Origin of the sequence: Echinicola pacifica DSM 19836 (assembly GCF_000373245.1) — a bacterium.
GTDB classification, from domain to species: Bacteria; Bacteroidota; Bacteroidia; order Cytophagales; family Cyclobacteriaceae; genus Echinicola; species Echinicola pacifica.
On record NZ_KB890739.1, the window covers coordinates 260,718 to 285,781 of the forward strand.

Consider the following 25,064-nt stretch of genomic DNA (forward strand, 5'->3'; position numbering starts at 1 on the left):
TAAAAATGCAAAGTTTGTTAGCAAAACAGATCAGAGGAATTATTCTATCCTTATTCCTACTCGGGGCTTATAGCCCGGCCATGAGCCAGATGCTGGCCGATGAGGATTTGATGCAGATAAGTGATACGGTGGTTTATGAGAATTTATCCACGCCTTATACCACTACGCTGACTTTCTTCCATAATCTACAGGAAGATAATTTTAAGCCAGAAATAGCCGCTAAAACCTTGAGGGATTTTGGCGGAACGGACAAGCAAGCGGCCAGGCAGATCGTCAAGCTAAAACAGATATTCGATGGTAAAGGGGTCTTTGTGGATGTCGATGCCGTGCCGAATACCGCAGACTTTGTGGATACGACTCATAATTATCAGTCCAAGTATTACTACGATAAGGGACGGCTTCCTCAGATCTTTCTGGATAAGCAAGGCGGGGATTGGAAATTTTCCAGATATACCCTCTCCCAGATCGATGCGATGCATAAGGAGACCTATCCATTTGGGACAGACAGGCTGCTGAACTTACTACCCAAAATCGGGCAGCAGGTTTATTTAGGACTGCATTTGTGGCAATTGGTGGGGATATTCATTCTGGTGATGTTTGTGGTGGTGGCACATAAGCTATTTACCTTTATCATTGACAGGGGGCTATTCTATGTCAGCCAGCGGGTGGGCTATAAGCATGTAGCGGAGAAGTACCTGCTGCCAGTGGCGCGAGTGATCAGTATCTACTTTATCGTATTATGGGTGGATATCTTTATCCGGGTATTACAGTTGCCCATAGAGATTGTCACTTGGTTGGTGGTATTATTGAATGCCATCAAGCCGTTGATTATTACGATTGTCTTTTATAAGCTGGCGGACTTGCTTTCTGCCTATTTTGAGCGAAAAGCCGAAAGGACAGAGTCTAATTTGGATGACCAGTTAGTGCCTTTGGTACGAAAGACCTTGAAAGCTTTTGTAATCGTCATTGGGTCATTATTTATCCTCAAAGATGGCCTTCAAGTGGATATTTGGCCATTCCTGACGGGCTTATCTATTGGTGGTCTGGCCTTTGCCCTGGCGGCTCAGGATACCATTAAGAATTTCTTTGGCTCGGTGATGATATTCATCGATAAGCCATTTCAGGTAGGCGACTGGATCACCAGCGGCGACGTGGATGGGATCGTGGAAGAGGTAGGATTTAGGTCCACCCGTGTCCGCACTTTCCGCAATTCCCTGATGTATATCCCCAATGGTCGTATCGCAGATGCGACGGTGGATAACCATGGGCTGCGCCAATATCGAAGGTTCTATTCGACGATCACCATCACCTATGATACACCTCCAGAGCTGATCAATGTATTTGTGGAGGGCTTGAGAGAAATAGTGGAAAATCACCCTAAGACTCGGAAGGATTATTATAATGTCTATTTCAATGATATGTCTTCTTTCAGTTTGGACATCATGTTTTATGTGTTCTTTGAGGTACCCACCTGGGGCGATGAGCTTCAGGCGAGGCATGAGCTATTGATTCAGATATTGAAGTTAGCGAAAGAATTAGGGGTGAACTTTGCCTTCCCGACTCAGACCTTGCATATGGAGACTTTCCCCGAGAAAGAAGGATTGTCTCCCATATATCCAGACCATTCTGAAGGCTATCGCCGAAAGCTGGATGAATTTATCAAAAAGCAAAAAGGGAATTAACTAGCCTTTGGCAGAAAAGAATCGGATCATGCCGAAGCTGCTCAGACCGATCAACCCTAGGATAATCCATACCTGATAAGACTGCTCGGCACCCCCTTTCAGGGCAAGCTCTAAGGAGGCGGCAGCAAGCCCCAGCCCAAAGGCCATAGCAGTACGAGGAAGCATCCCCGGAATGCCAAAGTAAATGACCCGCCTCCAGCCGGTATGCAGCAGCGCAAAGAGGATATTAGAAATTGCAAAAGGGACGATGGGGCTGATGCGCATATAGAAAACCAATTGCCCCATTTTACTCTGCCGCTGGAGGATCATCTGATGTACCTTGGGGTAGGGGGCCAGTAAGGTGGATAAGGTATTTTGGTCAAGGCGATTGCCAATGAAATAGCCGATCAAGCTTGCCAGAGCATAGCCCCCCACCAGATAAGGGAAAATGGGCCAAGCCCATAGGTATCCTGAAATAATAGCCAATAAGGTGGTCGGGCTTAGAGCTAAGCCCATTAGTAATGCCGAGATTAGCATGAAGGCCAGTTTCTGGCCGAAGCTCAATGTTTCAGGAAGTGCTGGCGCCAGTTGATACACCAAGGTGGCGAGAATAGAACTGCCGAGCAATGGAACCAAGCTCACCCAAGCTAATACTAGCGAAATGGCAGGGTTTTGGCGATGGATTACTCGAAGTTGATTAAAGAAAGATTCTATTTTCGACATTATTAAGGCAAATCTCTGACGAAAATAGGAAATTTATTTTCTTTGATTTACGTTGCCTCCCTAAATGATCCCTGGAAAGCCGCAGTTTTTCTTAGGCTTCGCCAAAAATGATAACTAGAGAAATAGAATATCTCCTACTAAATACATAACAGTAAAATATACGAACATATGAAATTTGGAACTAAAGCCATTCATGCCGGAGTGGAGCCGGACCCATCCACAGGGGCCATCATGACCCCTATCTATCAGACCTCTACCTATGTTCAGAAATCCCCCGGAAATCATAAGGGTTTTGAGTATTCGAGGACCCATAATCCCACCAGGAATGCCCTGCAAAACAGCATTGCCGCCCTCGAAAACGGGAAGCATGGTCTGTGTTTTTCTTCTGGCCTAGGTGCCATAGATGCTATTATTAAATTGCTCAGCCCAGGGGATGAGGTGATCAGCACCAATGACCTTTATGGAGGCACATATAGGATTTTTACTAAGGTATTTGCCAAATATGGCATCAAATTCCACTTCGTCTCCATGGATAAACCAGAGACAATAGAGAAGTATATCAATGAAAATACGCGGTTGATCTGGGCGGAAACTCCCACCAATCCGATGATGAATATTATCGATATCCAAGCCTTAGCCGCCATTGCCCAGAAGCACGATGTAATCTTGGGTGTGGACAATACCTTTGCCACCCCTTACCTGCAGAATCCCCTGGATCTCGGTGCAGACCTGGTGATGCATTCGGTGACCAAATACCTCGCAGGCCACTCCGATGTGGTGATGGGTGCCTTGGTGGTGAATAATGATAAACTGGCAGAGGACTTAGCCTTCATCCAAAACTCCTGTGGAGCCACTCCTGGACCTCAGGATTGTTTCTTAGTATTGCGAGGAATAAAAACCCTACACCTTAGAATGGAGCGTCATTGCCAAAATGGAAAAACCATCGCGGGATACCTTCGCAATCACCCAAAGGTGGACAAGGTGTACTGGCCAGGATTTGAGGATCACCCCAATCATGAGGTGGCAGTGAAGCAGATGAGCGATTTTGGTGGGATGATTAGCTTTACCACTGTGGGAGATAAGCAGGAAGATGCCATGACCATTCTTGAAAACTTACATTATTTCGCCTTGGCAGAGTCTCTGGGTGGCGTAGAGTCTCTCTGTGGTCACCCAGCGTCCATGACGCATGCGAGTATCCCAAGAGAAGAACGCCTCAAGGTAGGCCTTACCGATTCTCTTATCCGCCTTAGTGTGGGTGTGGAGGATGCCGAAGACCTGAAAAATGATCTTGCGGAAGCTTTATCGAAAATTTAAGGATTCCGGGCTAGCCCAGGATATCTGAAAATAAGTGTTTACACTGGCTCACTGCTTTGGCGGTGAGCTTTTTTTTGTCCGAACGGATTTTCTTGATGAGCTCCACATATTTTTCGTTGATGGGGTCCTCACGATCCGATAGACTGAAGGTCAGATGCTGAAGGATCAGGTGGTTTTGGTACCAGCGGTAGAGCAATTTGCTAAGCTCCTGCATATGCTCATGAATGATATTGGTGAAGGTGGCATTGAGCCCAGAGGCTATACGGAGGTTTTCCAGCGTGATGATCTGCTGTAATCCTTCATAAATGTCCTTGATCTCCTTAGCCTCCAGCTTGGTCTCACTGTCAAATTTAAAGAAAGCTAACTCCTCATTGATGATTTGTGTGGTGGCGGTATTCACCATGAGTGGAGTGAGCGATTGGCTATGCTCAAAAGCCTCCCTGTACAAGTTCTCCCATACTTTTACGGGGGTAGCCATGATCAATTCATAAGCCTCGGCATAGATACTCTTCTTATCCTTGGCCACTTGCTTTTCATAGCTAGCATAAGTCTGCCCAGTTTTCTCCTGAAGCTGCGCTAGGGCCTGATGAATTAGACGGATATGCAGGGCTTTCTTCAATGCCCTAAAAAGATCCTTATAAGGCCCGAAGAGTTTGAATTTTAGCTTGGCCTCTTGAAAGTGAATCCTTCCCAATAAGTCCACGTATATTTCGAGAAAAATCAGTTTCTCTTCCAGTTCAGCAGATTTGTTAGACTTAAACATCTTCGCCAATGAGTCAAAAAGACTTTTGGCCTCAGTGTACTGTCTGTCAAACGGTTGGAAGATGGGGGAAATTTTTTGAACCTGCATAGTTGTCTAGTTTATCCGTACCAAGGTGGCACCATATCCGAATCGGCTCTTTTGGGTATCCTGAAAATACTTAATATTCTCCAGTTGGCTGAGATATTTGTGAATTTCTTTTCGTAAAACCCCATTTCCCAATCCGTGAATGAAGGTGATTTCATCCATTCCAGTGGCGATAGCATAGTTGAGGTTCTTCTCAAAAGTCTCCATCTGAAGGCGGAGCATCTCGGTATTACTCATAAATTCATGCTCATCAGATAACTTCTCGATGTGCAGATCTATTTCCTTTGGGGGGCGGGTGAACTGCTGACTTACAGGGCTCGCCTCTTTTTCCTCATTCAGCTCCTTATTCAGCTGGTGGATGTCCAAAGTTTTGGTTTGATCTAGCAGGCTAAAGAGGTATCCTTTTTTGTTGATCAAAGGCGTTTCATGCTGACTTTTGAAAAAAGAGGAAGCCTTGAATTTAATCTTTTTTTCGAAGGCCGGCTCCATCTTCTCCATCCGGCGGTTGATAGGAATAAATTGCACGAAAAGGGTAGGCCATTTTTCGAACTGTGGGATGGCTTTTTCATCAATCTTGATCGAGGTCTTGGCAGTGAAGTTTCCTGAAGATAAGGTTCTGGAGCTTTCCCCTTGCATCTCGCTAGCCATGAATAAGTAGTCCTTATCCGTATGATTGACCAGGTACACGCTCAGGTCCTTATCATTGATGGATACATAGCTGAGATATATATTATCATCCGCTTTGCTCTCCTTGACAGGAGCAAGAGATTGCCCGGTTTGGACTGTTTTTTCTTCCCGGTTAAAATATTGTTTCTCTGAGGCATTGACAAGTACCACTTCATTCTTCATGGCGGGGATTTTGAACCCATCCTCGATTTCAATCTCTATCCGGCCACTGCCCGATATTTTGGTGATTATCCCCTCTTCGTTGCCGTGTAGTAATCGTACTTTGTCTCCTATATTCATTGGTCTAGTGCTGATTTGAAAGCTTTAAGGGCTCTTTCACGAGCCATTTTATGTTCCACCATAGGTTCAGGGTATTGGTCGCTGCCATATTCCTGCACCCACTTTTTGATGTATTTATTTTCGTTGTCGAATTTTTTCTGCTGTGATGCTGGATTGAATATCCGGAAATAAGGCTGGGCATCCGTGCCCGTACCTGCGGCCCACTGCCAGTTGCCGTTGTTGGAGGAAAGTTCGTAATCCAGTAATTTTCTTGCAAAATACGCTTCTCCCCAACGCCAGTCAATTAAAAGATGCTTTGTGAGAAAACTCGCTACCACCATTCGCACGCGATTATGCATAAATCCCGTTTGGTTTAGCTGGCGCATTCCGGCATCCACTAGCGGATAACCGGTCTTTCCTTCACACCATTGCCGGAATTCCCCCTCCTCGTTTCTCCATTTTATCCGATCGTATTTTTCCTTATACGACTCGTCCACCACCCGTGGATTGTGGTACAATATCATCATAAAAAATTCCCTCCATATCAATTCCCCCAAAAAAGTCTCATTTAACGATGACACTTTATGGACAAGTTTACGAATGCTGATCGTTCCAAAACGGAGGTGAAGCCCCAGCTCCGTGGTTTTTTCCAATGCTGGAAAATCCCTATAATGATGGTATTCCTTGATGAGCTCCTCCGAAAAGCGCGCTTTAGGAATAGGGATGTCCTCGTTTCGCTCAAAGCCTATTTCCGATAAACTGAGCTTGGCTAGAGGCTTGGTCTGACATAAGCCTTGGTAGTTGACCTGATGGGTGGAGATATCCTCAGCCCGGTACTTGGCGAGCCAGGCTCTTTTATAGGGGGTAAATACTTTATAATGGGTGCCGCTGTCATTCATGATTTCTTCTTTTTCAAAAATCACCTGATCCTTAAAATCAATAAAAGCGATCCCCTGCTGCTCTAACCATGCTGCCACCTCCTTGTCCCGCTGGATGGCGAATGGCTCATAATCCCTGTTGGTATATACTTTTGTCAAATTATATTCCTCGGCGAGGGACTGGAATATCTCCAGGGGCTTTCCGACTTTGAGCAATAAGGAAGAGCCCTTTTCCTCGAGATGCTCCTTGAGTATCATCAGCTGGTCATAGATGAAGGTCACACGGGGATCGTTTCGGTCTTCTAAATCCCCCAGGATGGAGCTGTCAAAAATAAATATTGGCAATACATTGTCTTCATTTTGCGAAGCCATACATAAAGCAGTATTGTCCAATAAGCGAAGGTCCCTTCTAAGCCAAACTAAGGTCAACTTGTCCATTTCTAGTTAGTTTTTAAGATTAAAAGCTAAAACCCCGGGCAATTGTTTTCTTATTCCTGGCTATTTTCCTCAGGTGGTCTGGATTCGATAATATTGATCTGTAAGGAATCTGCAGGAGCCAACGGGTCAGGAGACCGGGGGGGAGTGGAGGAGGAAGGATACCTGAGGTAGTCATCGGAGTCATTGATCAGCATCCGCTCAGACTTGCGCTTTCCGAGATTCTGGAAGAGCTCTTTGAAGGAGCTAAATAGTAAGGTCTGGGAGAGGGATACACCATAGGTATTCACTCGCTCGGCCAGATTGAGAGAGGTGAAGGTGTTAAAATTGTTTTTATTATAAATCCTGATTCTATACCGTCCATCATCAGTGATCAAATATTCTGCTTGCCAGTCCCCAGCGATACTTCCAATATCAGCATTTCCCTGGGGATCTGTAAAGCTGCCGTCGCGGCTGACCCTAAGCCTACCGTCTAGGAAGGTATAAGCCACACTAAGCTGGAAGGTCTCCAAGGCCGTCTCATCAAATGAAGCCAGGTCGATATTAATTTCAAGATTTTGATCCACCTGCGAGATCAGGGCATTGAGCTGAGAAGACACCAGCTGGCTGAGGTTAGAGAATCCTATGCCTGCTCCGATAAATTGCCCCTCGGGAGAGAAGCTTCGTGTCATGATAATGCTGAAGACCTGTCTGTTTTTTTCCTGCTCATCATTGGCGATTCTGTTTTTGAAGGCAGAGATGGTCGTCTGTGCCTCACCTTCAGGGAATTCAGAGAAGTCAAAGTCAAAATCAATATTGGGTGACAGCAAGGGGCCATTCAGGTCCATGATGACCTTCACAGGATATCGGCGATAGAGCTGAGCATCCTCAATCGCACTGGAGCTTTGGCTAGTTTGCAGACTGGTAAGAGAGACATTTTCCTCGTAAGTGGCGGTGATATTCAGCACGCCTTCGTAGGGATCCCCATACCAGGAGATCCTTCCGCCTGGCTGTATCGCAAACTGACGGTTGATGATATTATAGAGGGAGAAATTGTATTTGGCATCCACTATTTCATAATCCCCGGTCATACTGAAGTTTCCTTGTGTATCGATATTTAGGCTAAGATTGCCTTTACCACGGCCTTGGATATTCTCACCCGTCCTTGGGTCTATCTGGATTTCAGTATAGGCATCCGGTGTGACATCGATCACCAGATTCATCCGCACATTATCGATTTCCAGTTTGTCAATGAGCTCATTGGTCTGCTCCGCTTGGGTGGTGTCGCGAATATTGATGATGGTAATGAAGTCTTCCTGTACCTGTGTGTCGGCGTCGGAGAGTGGGATATAAATTTGCGTTTTGGGCTGGGTGCTTACTTTTGCCGTGACATCGAGATTGTCTGGCTTCCCAAAAACCTTAAGGGTGCCGCTGGCATAAGCATTCCCATAGAACAGGGAGTTGTCCTTCAGGGAGGTGTTTAGCACCTGGAAGTTGGATAGGTTGGCATTGATGTCCAAGTTGAAATTCCGGAAGCCTTCATGACTAATTCCCCCGCTCATATTCGCCCGATGATTATAGGCATCGGTAAGGTTTAGCCCTTGGAAGTTTATCTCATTTGGGGAGAAATTGACCACTCCATCCACGGTGTAGCGGGTCTTCAGGTAGTTCACCAATAAGGTGCCTTGCTTGATAGTAGCAGTGCCATTGACGATAGGGCGTTGCAGGGTGCCTCCCATCTTAAGCGCTCCGGAGAGGGTGCCGTCCAGCTCACTGATGTATTCAGATAAGAATGGCTCAGCAATGTCCAGTCGTGTTTCCTTAAACTCCCCTTCGAGGGATAGCTGATCATTGGCCGTGCTGATAAAGCCCACCACCTCTATATTTTTGCGGGCGTCTCTTTCATTGGTGAGGCTAAGATTGATTTTATCATTTTCGAAATAAGTAGCCGCTTCCATATTACCTATGAGGAAGTGATTTACCGTAAGGCTGTCCACCCTCAAGCTTCCATAGGCCCCTGTTTTCTGAAGGAGATTATTAAAGGCAAATATCCCGTTTGCTCTTCCGGAATATTCTTTAGTGTCAAAAGTGTTGAGGAAATCCAAGGATACATCGTTGATCTCAAAGCTGAGGATTTCATCAGGATTTTCGTTGATTCGGCCATTGAGGGCGAGGAATTGCCCGTTATTTGAGAGCTTCAAATTGTCCACATCCACCTGTCCCTGACTGATGACAATGGAGTTTTCGGGATCAAAAGACCAGAAGTTCTCCAGTATTTTTATTTCCGAAGGGTCAAAGATTATGGCGGTTTGTGTAGGAGAGAGCTCTATCTGGCTGCTGATTTTTGCAAAACTTTCAGTTTCTAATTCTTCCAGCCCCAGCTGGAAATCTATTGCTGCATTATTCCAGATGGCCTGGGCGCTGAGGTTATTGAAGATGACCTGCTGGCTGAGTTGCTGCTCCTTGGAGTTGATATAGCAAGCGGCGATTACCTCGCGGCTGCTGCGGGATTTTGAGGTGTTGAAGTCAAGATCATTTTCCAGAAAGGTCTTGCCACCATATCGTATGGTATCGATTCCCGCATAGAAGTTGAATATCGTTTCTTCTGTTGACTGATAAAAAGCACCTTCCACGAGGGTATTTCTGGAGATCTCCAGCGAGGGGACAAATAGCTTGAGGATGGGATTGATATCATATAGACTCATGTTTAGGTCCATATTGTACTCCTGCTCGCTAAGGCTTCCTTCCTCATATTCCTCCAAGGGGGAGTTGGTCAGGATAGCGATATAGTCTTTGATGAGGTAATTGATGTCCCGATAGACTTCTTTGGCTTGGAATTGGCCAGAAATACTCGCCACCAATAGGTCGGAGTTTAGCGAAATCATCCGGGTATCATTCGCAAACACCGACTGGAAGAAGAAGTTGTCCACCGCCAAGGTGCGTTCGTCTAGGCTGACCATCACGTCCTTAAATCTGGCAATGCCTTCTACCTTATCCACATCTGTGCCCTTGGTATCGAGCTCCACCTCTCCATGGAGGATGAAGTTATCCTGAGCGAGATGCAAAGGCTGAAGCTTAGCGGTATCTAGCTTTACCTGCATCCTCGCGGAGTCTTTATGGTTTCGCAGATCCAGGGTGCCATTGACTTCCATTTGTAGGTTAGGGTCTGAGATTTTCAGTTTTCCCTTAAAGAACTCCTTTCCAAAAGTGGCGTTGGTCTGGATGGATTTATAGTTGTACTTATTGATACCAATGGATTGTATTTTGGCGTCTAGCTGAAGGAGCGCTTCCGCTGCGCTGGTCCCCGTACCTCGGAGATCTCCCTTCATGGTGATCTTCTGAAACATCTCGGGGTTATTGAGTAATACCCCCAGGTCCAATTGCTTTAAGGCTGCCTGACCGTAATATCGGGACTGCCCATTCTCGGTGAGGTAATCCAGCCGGCCTTCTATTCCCCCGATTTTAGTCCGGAATTCACCTGTGGTCCTAAAGCGGGTGGAGTAACCCGAAAAGTCCGCATCGAAATAGACCTCTTGAAACTTATCCATTTCTTGCTGAGCTTCAGCGCTGAGATAGGGTGCCAGGTCACGGCTGTTGATAGTTGAGTTTACCAGCGATAGCTGGAAAAATGTACTGTCGATCTTTGGCAATCCATCTATGGTGAACTTGCCAAATAAGGCGCTCTTATTGCCAAATCGCACCAGCAATTCCTCAGAAAACAGGTCGCTTACCTTGCCGGAAACCTCCCCGCTGAGGTAGATCTGGTCATCGAAATCAGGAATATTATCTGTAAAATACTTCAGGTCTTTAATATCAAGCACCGACTCGTCCAGTCGGGCCAGCATGGTGACCTCATTATTGAAATCAGACAGGGAGGCCACGCCCTCATAGGTGAATCGTAAGTAGTTTTTGATGACCGTCTTATTGGATTTGAAATAAAGGTCATCGAACTCCATACCTGTGCTGGAGTAGGTGAAATTTGACAGCATCTGGTCTATCACCACCCCAGAGGTAGCTTCCACCCCTCTGAGGTAACGGATATCAAATGAAATGAAGCCGTCTTTGCTCAGGAAGTCGCGGGCAGCGCCAGTAAGCTCTCTGAATCTGAGTCTCGTATAGTCAAATCCCGTGGGGATGGAATCCTTTCGCAGGTCTAGAATATCCAAGGAAACCTCATCAAAGGACATCTCAGAGATGAAAAACTGACTGGTATTCTCCTCGTCATCCTTTTTTTTCTTTCGAAAAATATTATTAATCTCATTAATGAATTTTGAGATATTCGGTGTTCTATTCCCTGGATGGGTGAGGAAGCGCAGCTGCCCACCCTGAAGCTTTATCTCATCAATGCCCGGCTCATTGGCATCCAGGATCGTGCTGGGCGAGAAGTCTATATATACATCCTCGAGGTTTGCCATCAAGGAATCCCGGGTGTCATTGATCGTAAGTCCCTGGATGCTCAAAGCATCCCACCAGCGGATGTGTACCCTCTCAATTTCTGTGTGGAAACCCGTGCGCTCACTGAGCTGCCCCGCCAAAAACTGGGAGGCTAGCGTTTGTACAAAGGGAATATGCAGGGAGCCGGCGAGTATTACAAAAAATATAAGGAGGTACAATGCTATTTTAAGTACCTTTCTAATCAGTTTTTTTAGAAATAAATTAAAAAATACGTACGGAACAGCAAGGATCCGAGCCATACCCTTCCCTGCTTTCTGTAAAAATTCCGTAACTTTCGAGTTCTTTTCCAAAGGATAATGAAGAATATTAATATACTCGCAATTGAGTCATCATGTGATGAGACTTCCGCCTCTGTCATATCTGACGGCAAAATACTTAATAATATTGTCGCCACGCAATCAGTACATGAAAAATATGGTGGTGTGGTGCCAGAATTGGCTTCCAGAGCTCATCAGCAACACCTGATCCCTGTGGTCAGTGAGGCCTTGCTGAGCTCGGGCCTGAAGGCTGAGGACTTGTCCGCGGTCGCAGTGACCCGTGGACCAGGATTAATGGGCTCCCTCATGGTGGGATTGTCCTTTGCCAAATCCTATGCGTATGCCTTAGGTATTCCATTGATCGATGTAAATCATATGCAGGCACATATTTTGGCTCATTATATTGATGATCCTAAGCCTGCCTTTCCTTTTATATGCCTTACGGTGAGTGGAGGCCATACCCAATTGGTTTTGGTAAAAAGCCATTTGGACATGGAGGTGATCGGTGAGACCCTTGATGATGCCGTAGGGGAGGCTTTTGACAAAACCGCAAAGCTACTTGGACTGCCCTACCCTGGAGGGCCGATGGTGGATAAGTTGGCTGCAGAAGGCAATCCACTGGCTTATACTTTTCCGCTGTCCGAAATGCCAGGCTTGAATTATTCCTTCAGCGGAATAAAAACCGCCGTGCTTTATTTTCTGAGAGATCAGTTGAAGAATAATGAGGATTTTATCAAAGATAATCTTGCCGATATCTGTGCCTCCGTGCAATATACCCTCATAAAAATGCTGATGCAGAAGCTGAAGCGGGCGACCCGAGAGCATAGAATTTCTCAGGTGGCGATTGCCGGCGGGGTGTCAGCCAACTCCGGTTTGAGGAAAGAGTTGAATAGTTTGGCCGCAGATTTGGGGTGGAAGGTCTTCATTCCCAAATTTGAATATTGTACAGACAATGCTGCGATGATCGCTATGGCGGCACATTATAAGTTTTTGGAAGGCGACTTCTGCGGATTAGACATCAGCCCCATTGCCAAGATGAAAATATAGACCTTCCCCTTTTTACACTATAATATAAGGAGTGTATGAGAGAAGGGCTTTACTATAATAGGAAAGGTAGGGGAGGTAGGAAAGCTGTTTTACTATTCGCCCTAAGGAATACAGTGCAGCAGTGGGATTAAGAAAAGTGGCCAATGTGTGAAGTTGGAGGAAGTGGATCACAGGGGCAAAGAAAAAGTAATTAATCATGAAGAAAGAAAATAGATTCAGTAAAATCATCAATATCAAAAACCGAAAAGCAAAATTTGAATTCGAGTTTATTGATACCTATGTGGCCGGGCTCAGCCTAGTGGGCACAGAGATCAAGTCCATCCGTGAGGGAAAGGTGTCTCTTAAGGAGGCTTTTTGTTATTTTAAACGTGGGGAATTATGGGTAAAACAAATGCATATCTCTCCTTATTCTCAAGCCGCCCACTTTAACCATGACTCAGTTAGGGAAAGAAAGCTCTTGCTTAATAAACGAGAGCTTGATAAATTAGAAAGTAAGATGAGTGAAAAAGGACTGGCGATCGTGCCCGTAAGGATTTTTATCAATGACCGAGGTTTGGCAAAAATGGAAATTGCCCTTGGTAGAGGTAAAAAGCTGCATGATAAACGCGAGGATATAAAGAAAAAAGATGCAAAAAGAGACCTTGATCGAATGCCCTGAGGAGCAAAAATACGGAGTGTGCAGGCTGAGTTTAGTGCCTGTATATCTAAGCCCCGATGCGGGAGCCGGCCTGCTTACGCAGCTGTTGTTTGGCGAGACCTATCAGGTGGAGGGATTCACGGCTAGTAAGAAATGGATGAAAATCTCCATTCCCCCTTATGGGCTTCGGGGATGGATGCTGAAGGCACAGCAGCAGATTATTTCGAAGGAAGCTTTTGAAGATTATAATAACGGTGAATATAAGGTGGTCACTTCTCCCATGTCCACCATAGAGTATAAGGGGAATAAGATTTTTTTATCACCTGGCAGCCTTTTACATATAGGAACCAATGAGCTTTTTGAGGTGGAAAAACACCTTAAATTCCATGGAGAAAGCCGTCCCATGCGACCTGTATCCTCTCCGGAGGAGATCATTTCCCTGGCTAGATTATTCCTAAATGTGCCTTTTCTGTCTGGCGGAAGAGGCTTTTTTGGTATTGGAGCTGGGAGTTTTCTGCAATTGGTATTCCGCATGGCGGGCTATCAGATTCCAAAATTTATTTCTGAAATAATTCATGTCGGTAAGGCGGTGACCCTTGCAGAAATTGAGGCTGGAGATGTTTTGATATTTGGAAATAACAAAGATATTCCCCATCATGCAGGAATATATGCGGGTGAGAATCAGGTGATTCATGTGCATGGGATGGTGAGGATCGATAGTTTGACTAGAGATGAAGCCGGATTATACGGAAATAAACCGCCTATATTAAACGTATTGTATGTCAGGAGAATAAGATAAAATGGAAAAAAGGGTATTAGTTTTGAACCTGGACCACACACCGATTGCCGTCGTAAATGTGCAAAAAGCCATGGTGCTTACCTATCTGGAGAAGGTAAGTGTGCTGGCTGATTATGCCATGCACAGTATTCGCACCGTGGACAGAGAATATAAATACCCCGCCGTCCTGAGGCTCGATGAGTATAAATCCGTGCCCTATCGAGGAGTCATGCTCAATCGTACCAATCTCTTCCGCAGAGACAATAATGAATGTCAATATTGTGGCTCTCCGAAGCAGCTGACCATTGATCATGTGGTCCCCCGATCAAAGGGTGGACCCACCACCTGGACCAACCTGATCACTGCCTGCCACCGCTGCAATGTCCAGAAAGGTGACAAAAGACCCGAAGAAGTGGGTATGCTATTAAGTAGAAAGCCCTTTCGACCGAGTCTATCCTATTTTTTGGCAGATTATGCCGAGCGCAACGCCAGCGAATGGATCCCATTCCTGGAAGTGAAACCCATCCAAGCCAGATAATTGATGATGGTCAGTCCCTGAGAGTGAAGGACCATTTATGTATTCCTAAAGAAATAAAGGAAGTGTTTCAGGATAAATTTATAAATTGGTTTTTTACACTAAACCCATTTACCTGTGACCATTATTTATATTCTACTTAGCATACTATTGCTAATACTCCTGATTACCTGGCTTAAGCTCAACCCATTCATCGCCTTTATGATCACCTCTATTTTTGCGGGCCTAGTATTAGGAATCCCCGCAGAGCAGGTCGTGGGCTCGGTGGAAACGGGCATGGGGAAGCTAATGGGAGATCTATTGATCATCATCACCACAGGGGCTATGCTCGGTAAGCTAGTTGCCGAAAGCGGGGCAGCCCAGCGAATAGCCGATTTTCTTATGCGGCTTTTTGGTGCCAAATATATCCATTGGGCCATGATGCTAACCGGCTTGGTCGTTGGGATTCCACTTTTTTATAATGTCGGTTTTATTTTATTGGTGCCCTTAGTGTTTACCGTTGCTCATCAGTATAAGCTCTCCGCAGTGTATGTGGGGATTCCTCTGCTTGCGGCCCTATCGGTTACACATGGTTTTTTGCCTCCTCATCCTTCTCCAGCAGCTTTGGTAGCTCAGTTTGATGCAGATATGGGGATTACTCTGATGTATGGGTTGATTATTGCCATTCCCACCATTTTGGTGGCCGGCCCCTGGTTTGCCAGGTTCTTTAAGAATACCGATGCACAGCCATTAAAGAGTTTTCGAGCCAATCCAAAGCCCGTAGAGGAGCTTCCTGGTGTGGCAAACAGTTTTTTTACGGCCCTTTTACCCGTGTTTTTATTGGTAGGAATGACCATCTGGAACCATAGTCTGGTGGAGGGCGATGAAGGATATGGCTTATCCGCCTTCTTTTCCAATCCCAGTGTGGTGATGTTATTGTCCCTCCTGGTGGCGATCGTCACCCTGGGCTTAAGGCAAAATCAAAATATGAAGCAGCTCACCGAATGGTTTGTTGATGCGGTGAAGGATGTAAGTATGATTATCCTTATCGTGGCAGGGGCGGGCGCGCTTAAGCAGGTACTTATAGATAGTGGTGTCAGCGAGGTGATTGCCTCGGCCCTGGATGGCTGGGATGTTCATCCGCTTATATTAGCATGGTCCATCACGGCATTGATTCGGGTATGCGTAGGCTCGGCCACTGTGGCAGGGCTGACCACTGCTGGTATTATCGCTCCGGTGATGCATGCTCAAGGTGTCGATCCCAATCTGCTGGTACTTGCGATTGGCGCAGGCAGCCTGATGTTTTCGCATTTCAATGACTCTGGATTTTGGATGTATAAGGAGTTCTTTAACCTGTCCATCAAGGATACCATAAAGTCATGGTCGCTGATGGAGACCATCGTGGCCGTGGTGGGGCTAGGAGGAGTGATGGTATTGGAGTTTTTTGTGTCCTGAGTAGATCGTAATGGCATGGACTTTGGTTAGTGTTGCTTAGTAAAATTGGTAGTATATGGCTCTTTTTATTAAATATATTGAGATATATACCTTCATATTGAATTATGATCGATAGCTTTAGTAGTTATTGATACCCATTTTGCAGGTCTCGATTTTACCGAAAGTAATGATGATTTTTGGTTATTTTGAGAATTTAGGTGCTAAGTTTAACGCTAAAAACACGAAGGAGAAATCATGCATGCAGCAGCAGAAGTGCTCGAAGATTGGTACGAGGTAACTAATGTAGGGAAGATCGATTCCCCGGCCTTATTAGTTTATTCCGATCATATCAGGTCAAATATCAGGAAGTTGGTGGATATGGTAGGGGATGTGTCCTTACTTCAGCCCCATATGAAGACCAGTAAATGTGCGGAGGTGGCCAAGATCATGATGGAATTTGGGATTGACAAATTTAAGTGTGCCACGATTGCTGAGGCAGAGATGCTGGCTTTGGCAGGAGCTAGCAAGGTGCTTATCGCCTATCCTATGGTAGGGCCCAAAGTGGACCGAATGGTGAAGCTTATGCTGGTCTATCCTGATACCGAGTTTTCATGTTTGGTGGATTGTCCTGAGCAAGCCCGTCATCTTTCTGCACATACTTATCAGGCGGATGTGCATATGAGATTGTATGTGGATCTTAATGTCGGCACAGATCGTACAGGCATCTCTCCATCGGCGGGAGCTGCGGCATTATATGATTTTTGTAAGAATACTAGTCACCTGATCGTGGAGGGTTTTCATATTTACGATGGACATATCAACTGCAGTTGTCTGGATCAGCGCAAGGCTTTATATGATAAGGCTTATAGCGAAGTCTGGGATTTGGTGAAGGATTTAAGTGAAAAATATCAAAAGACTATTCCTGTAATTGCGGGTGGATCCTGCACTTTTCCTCTTCATGCGGAGGCGGGTAATGTCATTTGTAGTCCGGGGACTTTTGTATATTGGGATAAGGGATACCAGGAGCTCTTGCCTGAGCAACCTTTTGATTTTGGTGCTCTGGTACTGGCGAGGGTGATTTCCAGGCCTTCTCCAGATTTAGTTTGCCTGGATTTGGGCTATAAATCCATCGCCTCAGAGGGGCCTTTGGATAAGCGGGCGTATTTTTTGAATTTTCCGGGTTGGAAATTGGTGAGTCATAGCGAGGAACATATGGTGGTGAGGGAGTCTATCCCGGGAGAGTCGGCCATTGGCCAGGAGGTATTTGTGGTTCCTTACCATGTCTGTCCCACGGTGGCCATGTATGATCGGGTGCTGGTGGTGGAAGAAAAGGAAGTTTCGGCCTGCTGGAATACCCTGTCCAGGAGAAGGAAGATCAATATATAAACGATATAAAGTAGGTTTAAGAAAAAAGTAATTGATAGAATAAGTCCATTTCTCCTCAGCCTGTCACTAGCTAGGCCAGCAGGGATGAACTTTATTTTTTGCATAGAATTTAGGATCATTGGCATTGCTTGGTATCGTAGGTTCAGGGTGGTAGGAGGCTAATGAGTTTAGGATGAGTAGGTTCTGTTGATAGTCGGTGTGGCGAATACCGTGCTTTTTAGTATTACTTTTTGGCTCATAATTCTGGAAAGTTTCAAAAAATCTGTACCTTTGCAATCCGTTCGGGTGAACGGGTTCTATCTGTCTGGTATTCAGGTGGAAGTATTTATGGATAAAAACCTCAGCCCAATGACTCTAGGGCTGTTGAAAATCAGAGTCAACTTATTAATATGTCTAATAACGAAGATTTTAACTGGGACAAGTTCGAAACCAAAGGTTTTGGCGAAGGCTACACTTCTGCAGAAAGAGCAGAGATGGAGAAGCTTTATGATCAGACGTTGACGGAGATCAGTGAGAAGGAAGTAATCAAAGGTGCTGTAGTAGGTATCAATGATAAGGACGTGATCATTAACATTGGCTTTAAGTCTGACGGTCTTGTACCAAGAACAGAATTTAGAGACCTTCCTGACTTGAAGATCGGTGATGAGGTAGAACTTTTCATTGAAGAGCAGGAGAACTCTCTAGGCCAATTGGTACTTTCTAGAAAGAAAGCCAAAATGGTAAGAGCATGGCAGGACATTGAAGATGCATTGGAAAATGACAATGTAATCGAAGGTCTTGTGAAGAGAAGAACTAAAGGTGGTCTTATCGTAGATATCTACGGTGTAGAGGCTTTCTTGCCAGGTTCTCAAATTGACGTGAAGCCTATCAGAGATTTCGATATCTATGTAGGTAAGAAAATGGAAGTAAAAGTGGTTAAAATCAACCACGCTAACGATAACGTTGTAGTTTCTCATAAAGTATTGATCGAAAAAGATCTAGAGAAGCAAAAAGCGGAAATCCTGAACAACCTAGAAAAAGGTCAGGTATTGGAAGGTGTGATCAAAAACATGACCAACTTCGGTGTATTCATCGATCTTGGTGGCGTAGATGGTCTTCTTCACATCACCGATATCTCTTGGGGTCGTATCAATCATCCAGAAGAAGTGCTTAACCTTGACGACAAAGTTCAGGTGGTGGTACTTGACTTTGATGATGATAAGAAACGTATCTCTCTAGGTATGAAGCAGCTTACTGCTCATCCTTGGGATTCTCTTTCTGCTGAGCTTGAAGTGGGATCTAAGGTTAAAGGTAGAATCGTTAATGTGGCTGATTATGGTGCCTTCCTTGAGCTTGCTCCAGGTGTAGAAGGTCTAATCCACGTTTCTGAAATGTCTTGGTCTCAGCACTTGAGAAATCCAGCTGACTTCGTGAAAGTTAATGACGAGATCGAAGCAGTTGTATTGACCTTGGACAAAGATGACAGAAAAATGTCTCTTGGTATCAAGCAGCTTACTGAAGATCCATGGACTAAGCAGGATATGGGTACTAAGTACGCTTTGGGTACTAAGCACACAGGTGTGGTAAGAAACCTTACCAACTTCGGATTGTTCCTTGAGCTTGAAGAAGGTATCGACGGTCTTGTTCACGTTTCTGATCTTTCTTGGACTAAGAAAATCAAACACCCTTCTGAGTATGTGAAGGTAAGTGACGAACTGGAAGTTATCGTTCTTGAACTTGACGTTGACAATAGAAGACTTGCACTAGGTCATAAGCAACTTGAGGAGAACCCTTGGGATACCTTCGAAGGTGTGTTCCCTGTAGGATCTACTCATAAGTGTACTGTCGTTTCTAAAAACGATAAAGGTGCCGTTCTTGAGCTTCCTTACGGTCTTGAAGGTTTTGCGACCATCAAAAACCTTGAGAAAGAAGATGGTTCTCAGTTAGAGGTAGGTGATTCTGTTGATTTTGTGGTGACTGAGTTCTCCAAAGATGATAAGAGAATCGTACTTTCTCACACTGCAACTTTCAGAGAAGAGGCTATGCCATCTAAGCAACCTGCTAAGAAGGCTGCTGCTCCTAGCGCTAAGAAGAAGGCTCCTGCAGCTGATGCTGGTGAGAAGTCAACCCTTGGTGATCTAGACGCTCTTACTGCATTGAAAGAGAAAATGGAAGGTGGCGATAATAAATAAGGTGTAATCACCGGATATTATCCTACTCAATAATATAAAGCACCCTATGAAAATAGGGTGCTTTTTTTTGTTTTAGCCCCTGGGGCAATGATAGGCTACGTCAACGGTAGCTATATATGGCACCAGACAAGTGTCGGTTCGAGGATGATGGCGGATTCGACCTCTGTATTCTTATAGTGACAAAAGAAGCTTATTTGCTTTGCCCCTGAGGCAGGTAGGGTTGTTTTTGGGGGAGATTGCGCTAGGCTCGCTGGATAGGAGGCGGTTGTGCTGGTGATCTAGCCTCTTGGGGAGCCTTGTGGATAAGAGTGAGGGAAGGACGATGGGTGATTCAAGCTTACCATTATAAGAGAACCTCAGAGAGGTTTTAGCTTTAGTGAGTGGGGAAGCTGGAATCCTGGATATAAGGAAAGGCCGGTTTGAATTGGGTATATAAGCAAGTGTGCTTATAGAGGTGTTGCAGGATCAGGAAGGCTTGGTTTGTGGAATCACTGGTTTTGGATCGGCAGGAATAGCCCTTGGATTGGGAAAGGTTTGAGGCTTTGGAAAGAGAGGGGGGGATAAAGAAGCCTGAGTTTTATATAGTGCTCCACAAAAGACGAGGGGTGGGTCGGCGAATAGAGCTGAGTTTAATATTATATAATTATACTTCGGTGGTATGGGATGGTAATATTGGTTTAATATAAAAAGTATTTAATCAATAATAATGGAGCTGAAAAAAAGATGGGGCATAAAAAAACACCTCGTAAAAGAGGTGTTTTAATTGGAGGTCGAGAGCGGATTCGAACCGCTGTAGAAGGTTTTGCAGACCTCTGCCTAGCCACTCGGCCACTCGACCATTGTTTATTGAGATGCAAATGTAGGTATATTATTTTAAATTACAAATTTCCTCTGTTTAATTTAATAAGTTTTTTATAAAGGGAATTTGTAGGTTTTGTCAGTATTTGTTGAGGGGGAGGGCAAATTCACTGCCTGAAATCGCAAGACTAACAAGATATTGTCCCGCGGGGGTTATTTATAAAGGTTCTAAATAGATCGAATATGCTGATATTAGGGTGTAATTAACTGTTTATTAAGTGGTTATATTGCTTAATAAGAACATTTCTTAATAAGTAAACCCTTATATACGGGTTTGAAAAATAGAAGTTGGGTAGTACATTTGTGGGGAGTTTTAAAAACCGTGAAATAAACTGATTAAAGAGTTATAAATATGTCAATCAAACGCTCGTTATTAAGTGTTCCCTTCAGATTTTGCAACATGGCGTTGATTATTTCCTTTTTGCTATTAGGATTTAATGCTTTTGCTGCTGACCCTGGAGTATCGGATAGTGAAGACGCCATCAAGGCTGGTGAATCACTATTTAACGCCAATTGTAAGACCTGCCACAAACTTGATTCCAAGTTCACCGGCCCAGCACTAAGAGGGGTAAGTGATCGTAGAGAGCTCACGTGGATTCAGGCTTTCATTAAGAATTCCCAGCAAGTTATTCAGCAGGGGGATGCCACAGCTACTGCACTTTTTGCAGAGTACAACAACACGGTGATGCCGGCCCATCAGTTCCTCAGTGATGAGGATGTGATGAGCTTACTTTCATACATTGAGTATGGAGGCAAAGCCGAAGCTACTCCTGCTGCTGGTGACGGAGCTGCTGGTCAAGGTGCCGCCACTGGCGGTGTTCCTGGCGAGTACCTTACCATCATTCTCGCGGTTTTGGTGGTAGTGCTTCTGCTCATCCTCATTGTGCTAGGCTTGATCGTTTCTGTACTTACGAAGTACCTAAACAAACAAGATGATCTGGAGGAAGATGACAAGCAATTCATCAATCAGAGGACCGACTTCAAGAAGGTGTTCAAGAGTGATGCATTCATCATCATCATCACAGCCATCGTGGTAGCATTGGTTGCCAAGACCGCTATCGATGGTCTGTACACGGTAGGTGTGCAGCAAGGATATGCGCCGACTCAGCCTATCGCCTTCTCTCACGAACTCCACGCAGGTGATAAGGAGATCCCTTGTCAGTACTGCCATACAGGAGTAGAGATCGGTAGATCTGCCAATATCCCTTCTCCTAATATCTGTATGAACTGCCATATGCACGTACAGAATCTGGAAGGTAAGGAAGGCGTATCTCCTGAGATTCAGAAAATTTACGATGCTGTAGATAATAACACACCTATAGAATGGGTAAGGGTACATAACTTACCTGATCTGGCATACTTCAACCACTCCCAGCACGTGAAAGTGGGAGGGATCGAATGTCAGACTTGTCATGGTCCTATCGAAGAAATGGAAGTAGTACGTCAGCATAGCGCCCTTACCATGGGCTGGTGTATCGACTGTCACCGACAGACTGATATCAAAACTGCTGGCAATGAGTACTACGACAAGTTGGTTCAACTGCACTCAGAGTCCAAAGATGCCCTCAAAGTGAAGGACATCGGTGGTCTGGAATGTGCTAAGTGCCACTATTAATTAAAAAATCTTTTAAGAACATTCTTTTCTTTAATATAAAATGAAAGAAAATAAAAAGACATACTGGAAGGGATTAGAACAGCTGACCAACGATCCGGAATTTGTAAAAAATGCAGATCGGGAGTTTCCTGAATACCTTCCTATCGCTGGACAAGAAGAAGGAGGAGCATCAAGAAGAGATTTCCTTAAACTAATGGGATTCAGCTTAGCAGCCGCCTCTTTGGCCGCCTGTGAAGCTCCTATAAGAAAGGCTATTCCTTATGTGAACAAGCCGGTAGATGTCAATCCTTCCGTACCTAATTATTACGCCTCTACCTTCTATGCTGGTGGTGAATATGCCTCTGTAGTCATTAAAACTCGTGAAGGCCGACCAATCAAAGTAGATGGAAATAAACTTTCTCCAATCACCAAAGGAGGAACAAGCTCTATCGTGGAGGCCTCTGTGCTTTCTCTATACGATAAAAACAGACTCGCTGGCCCTCATAAAGCAGGCCAACCTTCTGACTGGGCTACTATCGATAAGGAAGTTTCGGCTAAGCTGAAGACCGCTTCCAATGTCAAGATCGTAACCAATACCATAATGTCTCCTTCTTCTGAAAAGGCCCTGGCCAAATTAGCAGAAGCCATCGGAGGTGCTGAAGTCGTGACCTATGACGCTACTTCTACTTATGGTATCCTGAAGGCAAATGAGACTTATTATGGTACTGGCGTACTGCCAAACTATAGCTTTGACAAAGCCAAAGTGATCGTCAGCTTTGCGGCCGACTTCATTGGCTCCTGGATCTCTCCTATCGAATTCTCTAAGCAGTATGCTCAGGGAAGAAAGATCTCTAAGGAGAACCCAAATATGTCAAGACACTTCCAGTTTGAGTCTAACCTGTCCCTTACTGGTGCCAATGCAGACTATAGAACTCCAATCAGAGCTTCCCAAAGTGGACTAGCAGTATTGGCGCTTTATAATCTACTGGCCAAAAAAGCCGGAGCCAGCACAGTAAAAGCTGCTGCGGTAGAGGTGGCACATCTTGATCAAGCCGCCAACGAACTATGGGCCAATAAGGGCAAATCCCTGGTGGTTTCTGGTTCCAATGATCCAAACGTTCAGATTGTAATCAATGCAATTAACGAGCTGCTGTCAAATCATAATGCAACTATCAGTTTTGCAAAAACTGTAAATTATAAGAAAGGAAATGATGCTTCCATGAACAAGTTTGTAGCTGACTTAGCTGCAGGACGTGTTGGTGGGGTGTTATTCTATAACTGTAACCCTGTGTATGATCACCCGCAAGGTGAGGCTATCGCTCAGGGAATCGCCAAAGCTAAAGTATCTGTGGCCACCAACGGTAGCCTGGATGAAACGGCTTCTTTGGTACAGTATGTAGCTCCTGATCATCATTACCTGGAATCATGGAATGATTTCAATCCTAAAGTAGGAGAGTATAGCTTGTCTCAACCAGGCATCTCACCTTTGTTTGACACCCGTCAGGCGCAGGATTCATTCTTGACTTGGGCTGGAGACAGCACGAGTTACTATGACTTTTTGCAGTCCACCTGGAAAGACCTTTTTGCAGGTCAATCGGCTATTAGCTCCTTCCAGGAGTTCTGGGATCAATCATTATACAATGGCTTCTACTCCGTAGCTGGAGAGATCAGCGATGTGAGCCTTACTCCAGTAAGTGAGGTTTCTTCTGCCGCTGCCGCTATTGCCAAAACTTATTCTGCTTCCAATACTGCTCCTGAGCTGATCATGTATCAGAAATTGGGCATAGGGGATGGACGATTTGCCAATAACCCTTGGTTACAGGAAATGTCTGATCCTATTTCTAAAACAACCTGGGACAACTATCTTACGGTATCACAGAAGTGGGCATCCGATAATGGACTCAACATCGTGGAAGGTAAGACGCTGAAAGCGAAAATCACCGCCAACGGTAAATCCCTAATTGTCCCTGTGCTCATCCAGCCAGGGCAAGCGGACGGAACCATCGGTCTGGCGATAGGCTATGGTCGTACCAAAGGTGGCCGAGTGGCTAACGGTATTGGGGTAAACGCCTACCAATTACTTGATAGCTCAAAAGGCTATGTGAATTTTGATATTACCACCGGAGTAAGCATCGAGCTTACAGGTGATAGCTATAAAATTGCCCAGACACAGACCCACCATACCTATATGGATCGTGGCAATGTGATTCAGGAATCTACCCTTGCAGAATACAAGGAAAATCCTTCTGCAGGTCGTGAGCATCCAATGATCTATAAGGATGGCGAATTTGTGAAGCCTTCCAAGATTAGTCTTTGGAATGGTCACAAATACAGCCAGCATCACTGGGGTCTGGCGATTGACATGAACTCTTGTGTGGGTTGTGGTGCTTGTACCATTGCTTGCCAGGTGGAGAACAACGTCGCTGTAGTGGGCAAGGAAGAAGTGCTGAACCGTCGTGAGATGGCTTGGATCAGAATTGACCGTTATTATAGCTCTGACGCCGACACTGATGATCTAGAAGGACTGGAGAAAGCTTCTGATAATCCAGAAGTAACCTTCCAGCCGATGATGTGTCAGCATTGTAATAATGCTCCTTGTGAGACCGTGTGTCCGGTAGCTGCTACGACGCACAGTTCTGAGGGGCTAAACCAAATGACTTATAACAGATGTATCGGTACACGTTATTGTGCCAACAACTGTCCTTATAAAGTACGTCGATTCAACTGGTTCAAATATCATGATAATAAGGATTTTGCTAAGGTGAACGTTGCTCAAAACGATGACTTAGGCAAGATGGTCCTTAATCCTGATGTGACTGTAAGAGCCAGAGGGGTGATGGAGAAATGTAGCTTATGTGTGCAGCGTATCCAAGCTGGTAAACTAGCCGCCAAACGTGAGAAGAGAAAAGTGCAGGATGGAGAGATCAACGTGGCTTGTGCAGTAGCTTGTCCTACCGATGCATTGGTATTTGGAGACCTTAACGACGCGAATAGCCAAGTTAGCAAGATGTTGAAGATTGAGGAGAACTCTACTTCGGCATTGAAAGAGGTCAATGAAGAGCGAGCTTACCACGTATTAGAGGAGATCAATGTGAGCCCTAATATCTGGTATATGACCAAGATTAGAAATAAGGACAAAAAAGAAGCGTAA

The 25,064-nt window shown here is 45.0% G+C and carries 16 protein-coding genes and 1 tRNA gene; 11 read left to right on the forward strand and 6 right to left on the reverse strand.

Annotated features, from left to right (window positions below; all coding sequences use genetic code 11):
- The first annotated feature begins 5 nt into the window (after nucleotides 1-5).
- On the forward strand, nucleotides 6-1,682 hold the full coding sequence (locus B050_RS0105625) for a mechanosensitive ion channel family protein (RefSeq protein WP_018472918.1): 1,677 nt from the start codon (nucleotides 6-8) through the stop codon (nucleotides 1,680-1,682).
- Here B050_RS0105625 and B050_RS0105630 read toward each other — a convergent pair whose 3' ends face one another.
- Nucleotides 1,683-2,384 carry a VTT domain-containing protein gene (locus B050_RS0105630; protein ID WP_018472919.1) on the reverse strand — a complete coding sequence of 234 codons (702 nt, stop codon included), beginning with the start codon at nucleotides 2,382-2,384 and terminating at the stop codon, nucleotides 1,683-1,685. It abuts the gene before it with no gap.
- A gap of 168 nt (nucleotides 2,385-2,552) precedes the next feature.
- Between B050_RS0105630 and B050_RS0105635 the strand changes: the two genes are divergently transcribed.
- Nucleotides 2,553-3,698, forward strand: coding sequence for a trans-sulfuration enzyme family protein (locus B050_RS0105635; protein WP_018472920.1), 1,146 nt, complete (start codon nucleotides 2,553-2,555; stop codon nucleotides 3,696-3,698).
- A gap of 10 nt (nucleotides 3,699-3,708) precedes the next feature.
- On the opposite strand, the gene B050_RS0105640 is transcribed toward B050_RS0105635, so the two are convergent.
- From B050_RS0105640 to B050_RS0105655, 4 genes are read right to left on the reverse strand one after another with little or no spacing between them, the layout of a single operon-like run.
- Nucleotides 3,709-4,548 (reverse strand): hypothetical protein, encoded by an 840-nt coding sequence (locus B050_RS0105640; RefSeq protein WP_026235663.1) that lies wholly within the window; start codon nucleotides 4,546-4,548, stop codon nucleotides 3,709-3,711.
- Nucleotides 4,549-4,554: 6 nt separating this feature from the next.
- Complete coding sequence (locus B050_RS0105645; protein WP_018472922.1) at nucleotides 4,555-5,511, reverse strand: Smr/MutS family protein; 957 nt, start codon at nucleotides 5,509-5,511, stop codon at nucleotides 4,555-4,557.
- Nucleotides 5,508-6,806, reverse strand: coding sequence for a cryptochrome/photolyase family protein (locus B050_RS0105650; protein WP_018472923.1), 1,299 nt, complete (start codon nucleotides 6,804-6,806; stop codon nucleotides 5,508-5,510). The genes B050_RS0105645 and B050_RS0105650 overlap by 4 nt, the downstream gene beginning before the upstream one ends.
- Before the next feature lie 50 nt (nucleotides 6,807-6,856).
- The gene (locus B050_RS0105655) at nucleotides 6,857-11,527 is read right to left on the reverse strand and encodes a translocation/assembly module TamB domain-containing protein (RefSeq protein ID WP_018472924.1); all 4,671 of its coding nucleotides are present in this window, start codon (nucleotides 11,525-11,527) and stop codon (nucleotides 6,857-6,859) included.
- Between the two features lie 6 nt (nucleotides 11,528-11,533).
- Between B050_RS0105655 and tsaD the strand changes: the two genes are divergently transcribed.
- The 7 genes from tsaD to rpsA all read left to right on the forward strand — a co-directional run bounded on the left by tsaD (nucleotide 11,534) and on the right by rpsA (nucleotide 19,461).
- The gene (tsaD, locus tag B050_RS0105660) at nucleotides 11,534-12,541 is read left to right on the forward strand and encodes a tRNA (adenosine(37)-N6)-threonylcarbamoyltransferase complex transferase subunit TsaD (protein ID WP_018472925.1); all 1,008 of its coding nucleotides are present in this window, start codon (nucleotides 11,534-11,536) and stop codon (nucleotides 12,539-12,541) included.
- 196 nt (nucleotides 12,542-12,737) lie between these two features.
- Nucleotides 12,738-13,199: an SsrA-binding protein SmpB gene (smpB, locus tag B050_RS0105670; protein WP_018472926.1), complete on the forward strand. Its 462-nt coding sequence runs from the start codon at nucleotides 12,738-12,740 to the stop codon at nucleotides 13,197-13,199.
- On the forward strand, nucleotides 13,168-13,977 hold the full coding sequence (locus tag B050_RS0105675) for a C40 family peptidase (protein ID WP_018472927.1): 810 nt from the start codon (nucleotides 13,168-13,170) through the stop codon (nucleotides 13,975-13,977). The genes smpB and B050_RS0105675 overlap by 32 nt, the downstream gene beginning before the upstream one ends.
- A 1-nt stretch (nucleotide 13,978) precedes the next feature.
- Nucleotides 13,979-14,494, forward strand: a complete 516-nt coding sequence (locus tag B050_RS0105680; protein WP_018472928.1) for an HNH endonuclease — start codon at nucleotides 13,979-13,981, stop codon at nucleotides 14,492-14,494.
- 114 nt (nucleotides 14,495-14,608) lie between these two features.
- Nucleotides 14,609-15,925: a gluconate:H+ symporter gene (locus B050_RS0105685; RefSeq protein ID WP_026235665.1), complete on the forward strand. Its 1,317-nt coding sequence runs from the start codon at nucleotides 14,609-14,611 to the stop codon at nucleotides 15,923-15,925.
- Between the two features lie 234 nt (nucleotides 15,926-16,159).
- Entirely contained in the window at nucleotides 16,160-17,290 is a 1,131-nt protein-coding gene (locus B050_RS0105690; protein WP_018472930.1) for a D-TA family PLP-dependent enzyme, read from the forward strand.
- Between the two features lie 389 nt (nucleotides 17,291-17,679).
- Nucleotides 17,680-19,461, forward strand: coding sequence for a 30S ribosomal protein S1 (gene rpsA / locus B050_RS0105695; protein ID WP_018472931.1), 1,782 nt, complete (start codon nucleotides 17,680-17,682; stop codon nucleotides 19,459-19,461).
- A 764-nt stretch (nucleotides 19,462-20,225) separates the two neighbouring features.
- Here rpsA and B050_RS0105705 read toward each other — a convergent pair.
- A tRNA-Cys gene (locus B050_RS0105705) sits at nucleotides 20,226-20,299 on the reverse strand.
- Nucleotides 20,300-20,671: 372 nt separating this feature from the next.
- Between B050_RS0105705 and B050_RS0105710 the strand changes: the two genes are divergently transcribed.
- A complete protein-coding gene (locus B050_RS0105710) occupies nucleotides 20,672-21,934 on the forward strand; it encodes a c-type cytochrome (RefSeq protein ID WP_026235666.1) in 1,263 nt (420 codons plus the stop codon).
- A gap of 40 nt (nucleotides 21,935-21,974) precedes the next feature.
- Nucleotides 21,975-25,064: a TAT-variant-translocated molybdopterin oxidoreductase gene (locus B050_RS0105715; protein ID WP_018472934.1), complete on the forward strand. Its 3,090-nt coding sequence runs from the start codon at nucleotides 21,975-21,977 to the stop codon at nucleotides 25,062-25,064.

Bases quoted from the DNA above. Each gene is read 5' to 3' on its own strand.
- B050_RS0105625 (WP_018472918.1), top strand. From the start codon at position 6: ATGCAAAGTTTGTTAGCAAAACAGATCAGAGGAATTATTCTATCCTTA.
- B050_RS0105630 (WP_018472919.1), bottom strand. From the start codon at position 2,384: ATGTCGAAAATAGAATCTTTCTTTAATCAACTTCGAGTAATCCATCGC.
- B050_RS0105635 (WP_018472920.1), top strand. From the start codon at position 2,553: ATGAAATTTGGAACTAAAGCCATTCATGCCGGAGTGGAGCCGGACCCA.
- B050_RS0105640 (WP_026235663.1), bottom strand. From the start codon at position 4,548: ATGCAGGTTCAAAAAATTTCCCCCATCTTCCAACCGTTTGACAGACAG.
- B050_RS0105645 (WP_018472922.1), bottom strand. From the start codon at position 5,511: ATGAATATAGGAGACAAAGTACGATTACTACACGGCAACGAAGAGGGG.
- B050_RS0105650 (WP_018472923.1), bottom strand. From the start codon at position 6,806: ATGGACAAGTTGACCTTAGTTTGGCTTAGAAGGGACCTTCGCTTATTG.
- tsaD (WP_018472925.1), top strand. From the start codon at position 11,534: ATGAAGAATATTAATATACTCGCAATTGAGTCATCATGTGATGAGACT.
- smpB (WP_018472926.1), top strand. From the start codon at position 12,738: ATGAAGAAAGAAAATAGATTCAGTAAAATCATCAATATCAAAAACCGA.
- B050_RS0105675 (WP_018472927.1), top strand. From the start codon at position 13,168: ATGCAAAAAGAGACCTTGATCGAATGCCCTGAGGAGCAAAAATACGGA.
- B050_RS0105680 (WP_018472928.1), top strand. From the start codon at position 13,979: ATGGAAAAAAGGGTATTAGTTTTGAACCTGGACCACACACCGATTGCC.
- B050_RS0105690 (WP_018472930.1), top strand. From the start codon at position 16,160: ATGCATGCAGCAGCAGAAGTGCTCGAAGATTGGTACGAGGTAACTAAT.
- rpsA (WP_018472931.1), top strand. From the start codon at position 17,680: ATGTCTAATAACGAAGATTTTAACTGGGACAAGTTCGAAACCAAAGGT.
- B050_RS0105710 (WP_026235666.1), top strand. From the start codon at position 20,672: ATGTCAATCAAACGCTCGTTATTAAGTGTTCCCTTCAGATTTTGCAAC.
- B050_RS0105715 (WP_018472934.1), top strand. From the start codon at position 21,975: ATGAAAGAAAATAAAAAGACATACTGGAAGGGATTAGAACAGCTGACC.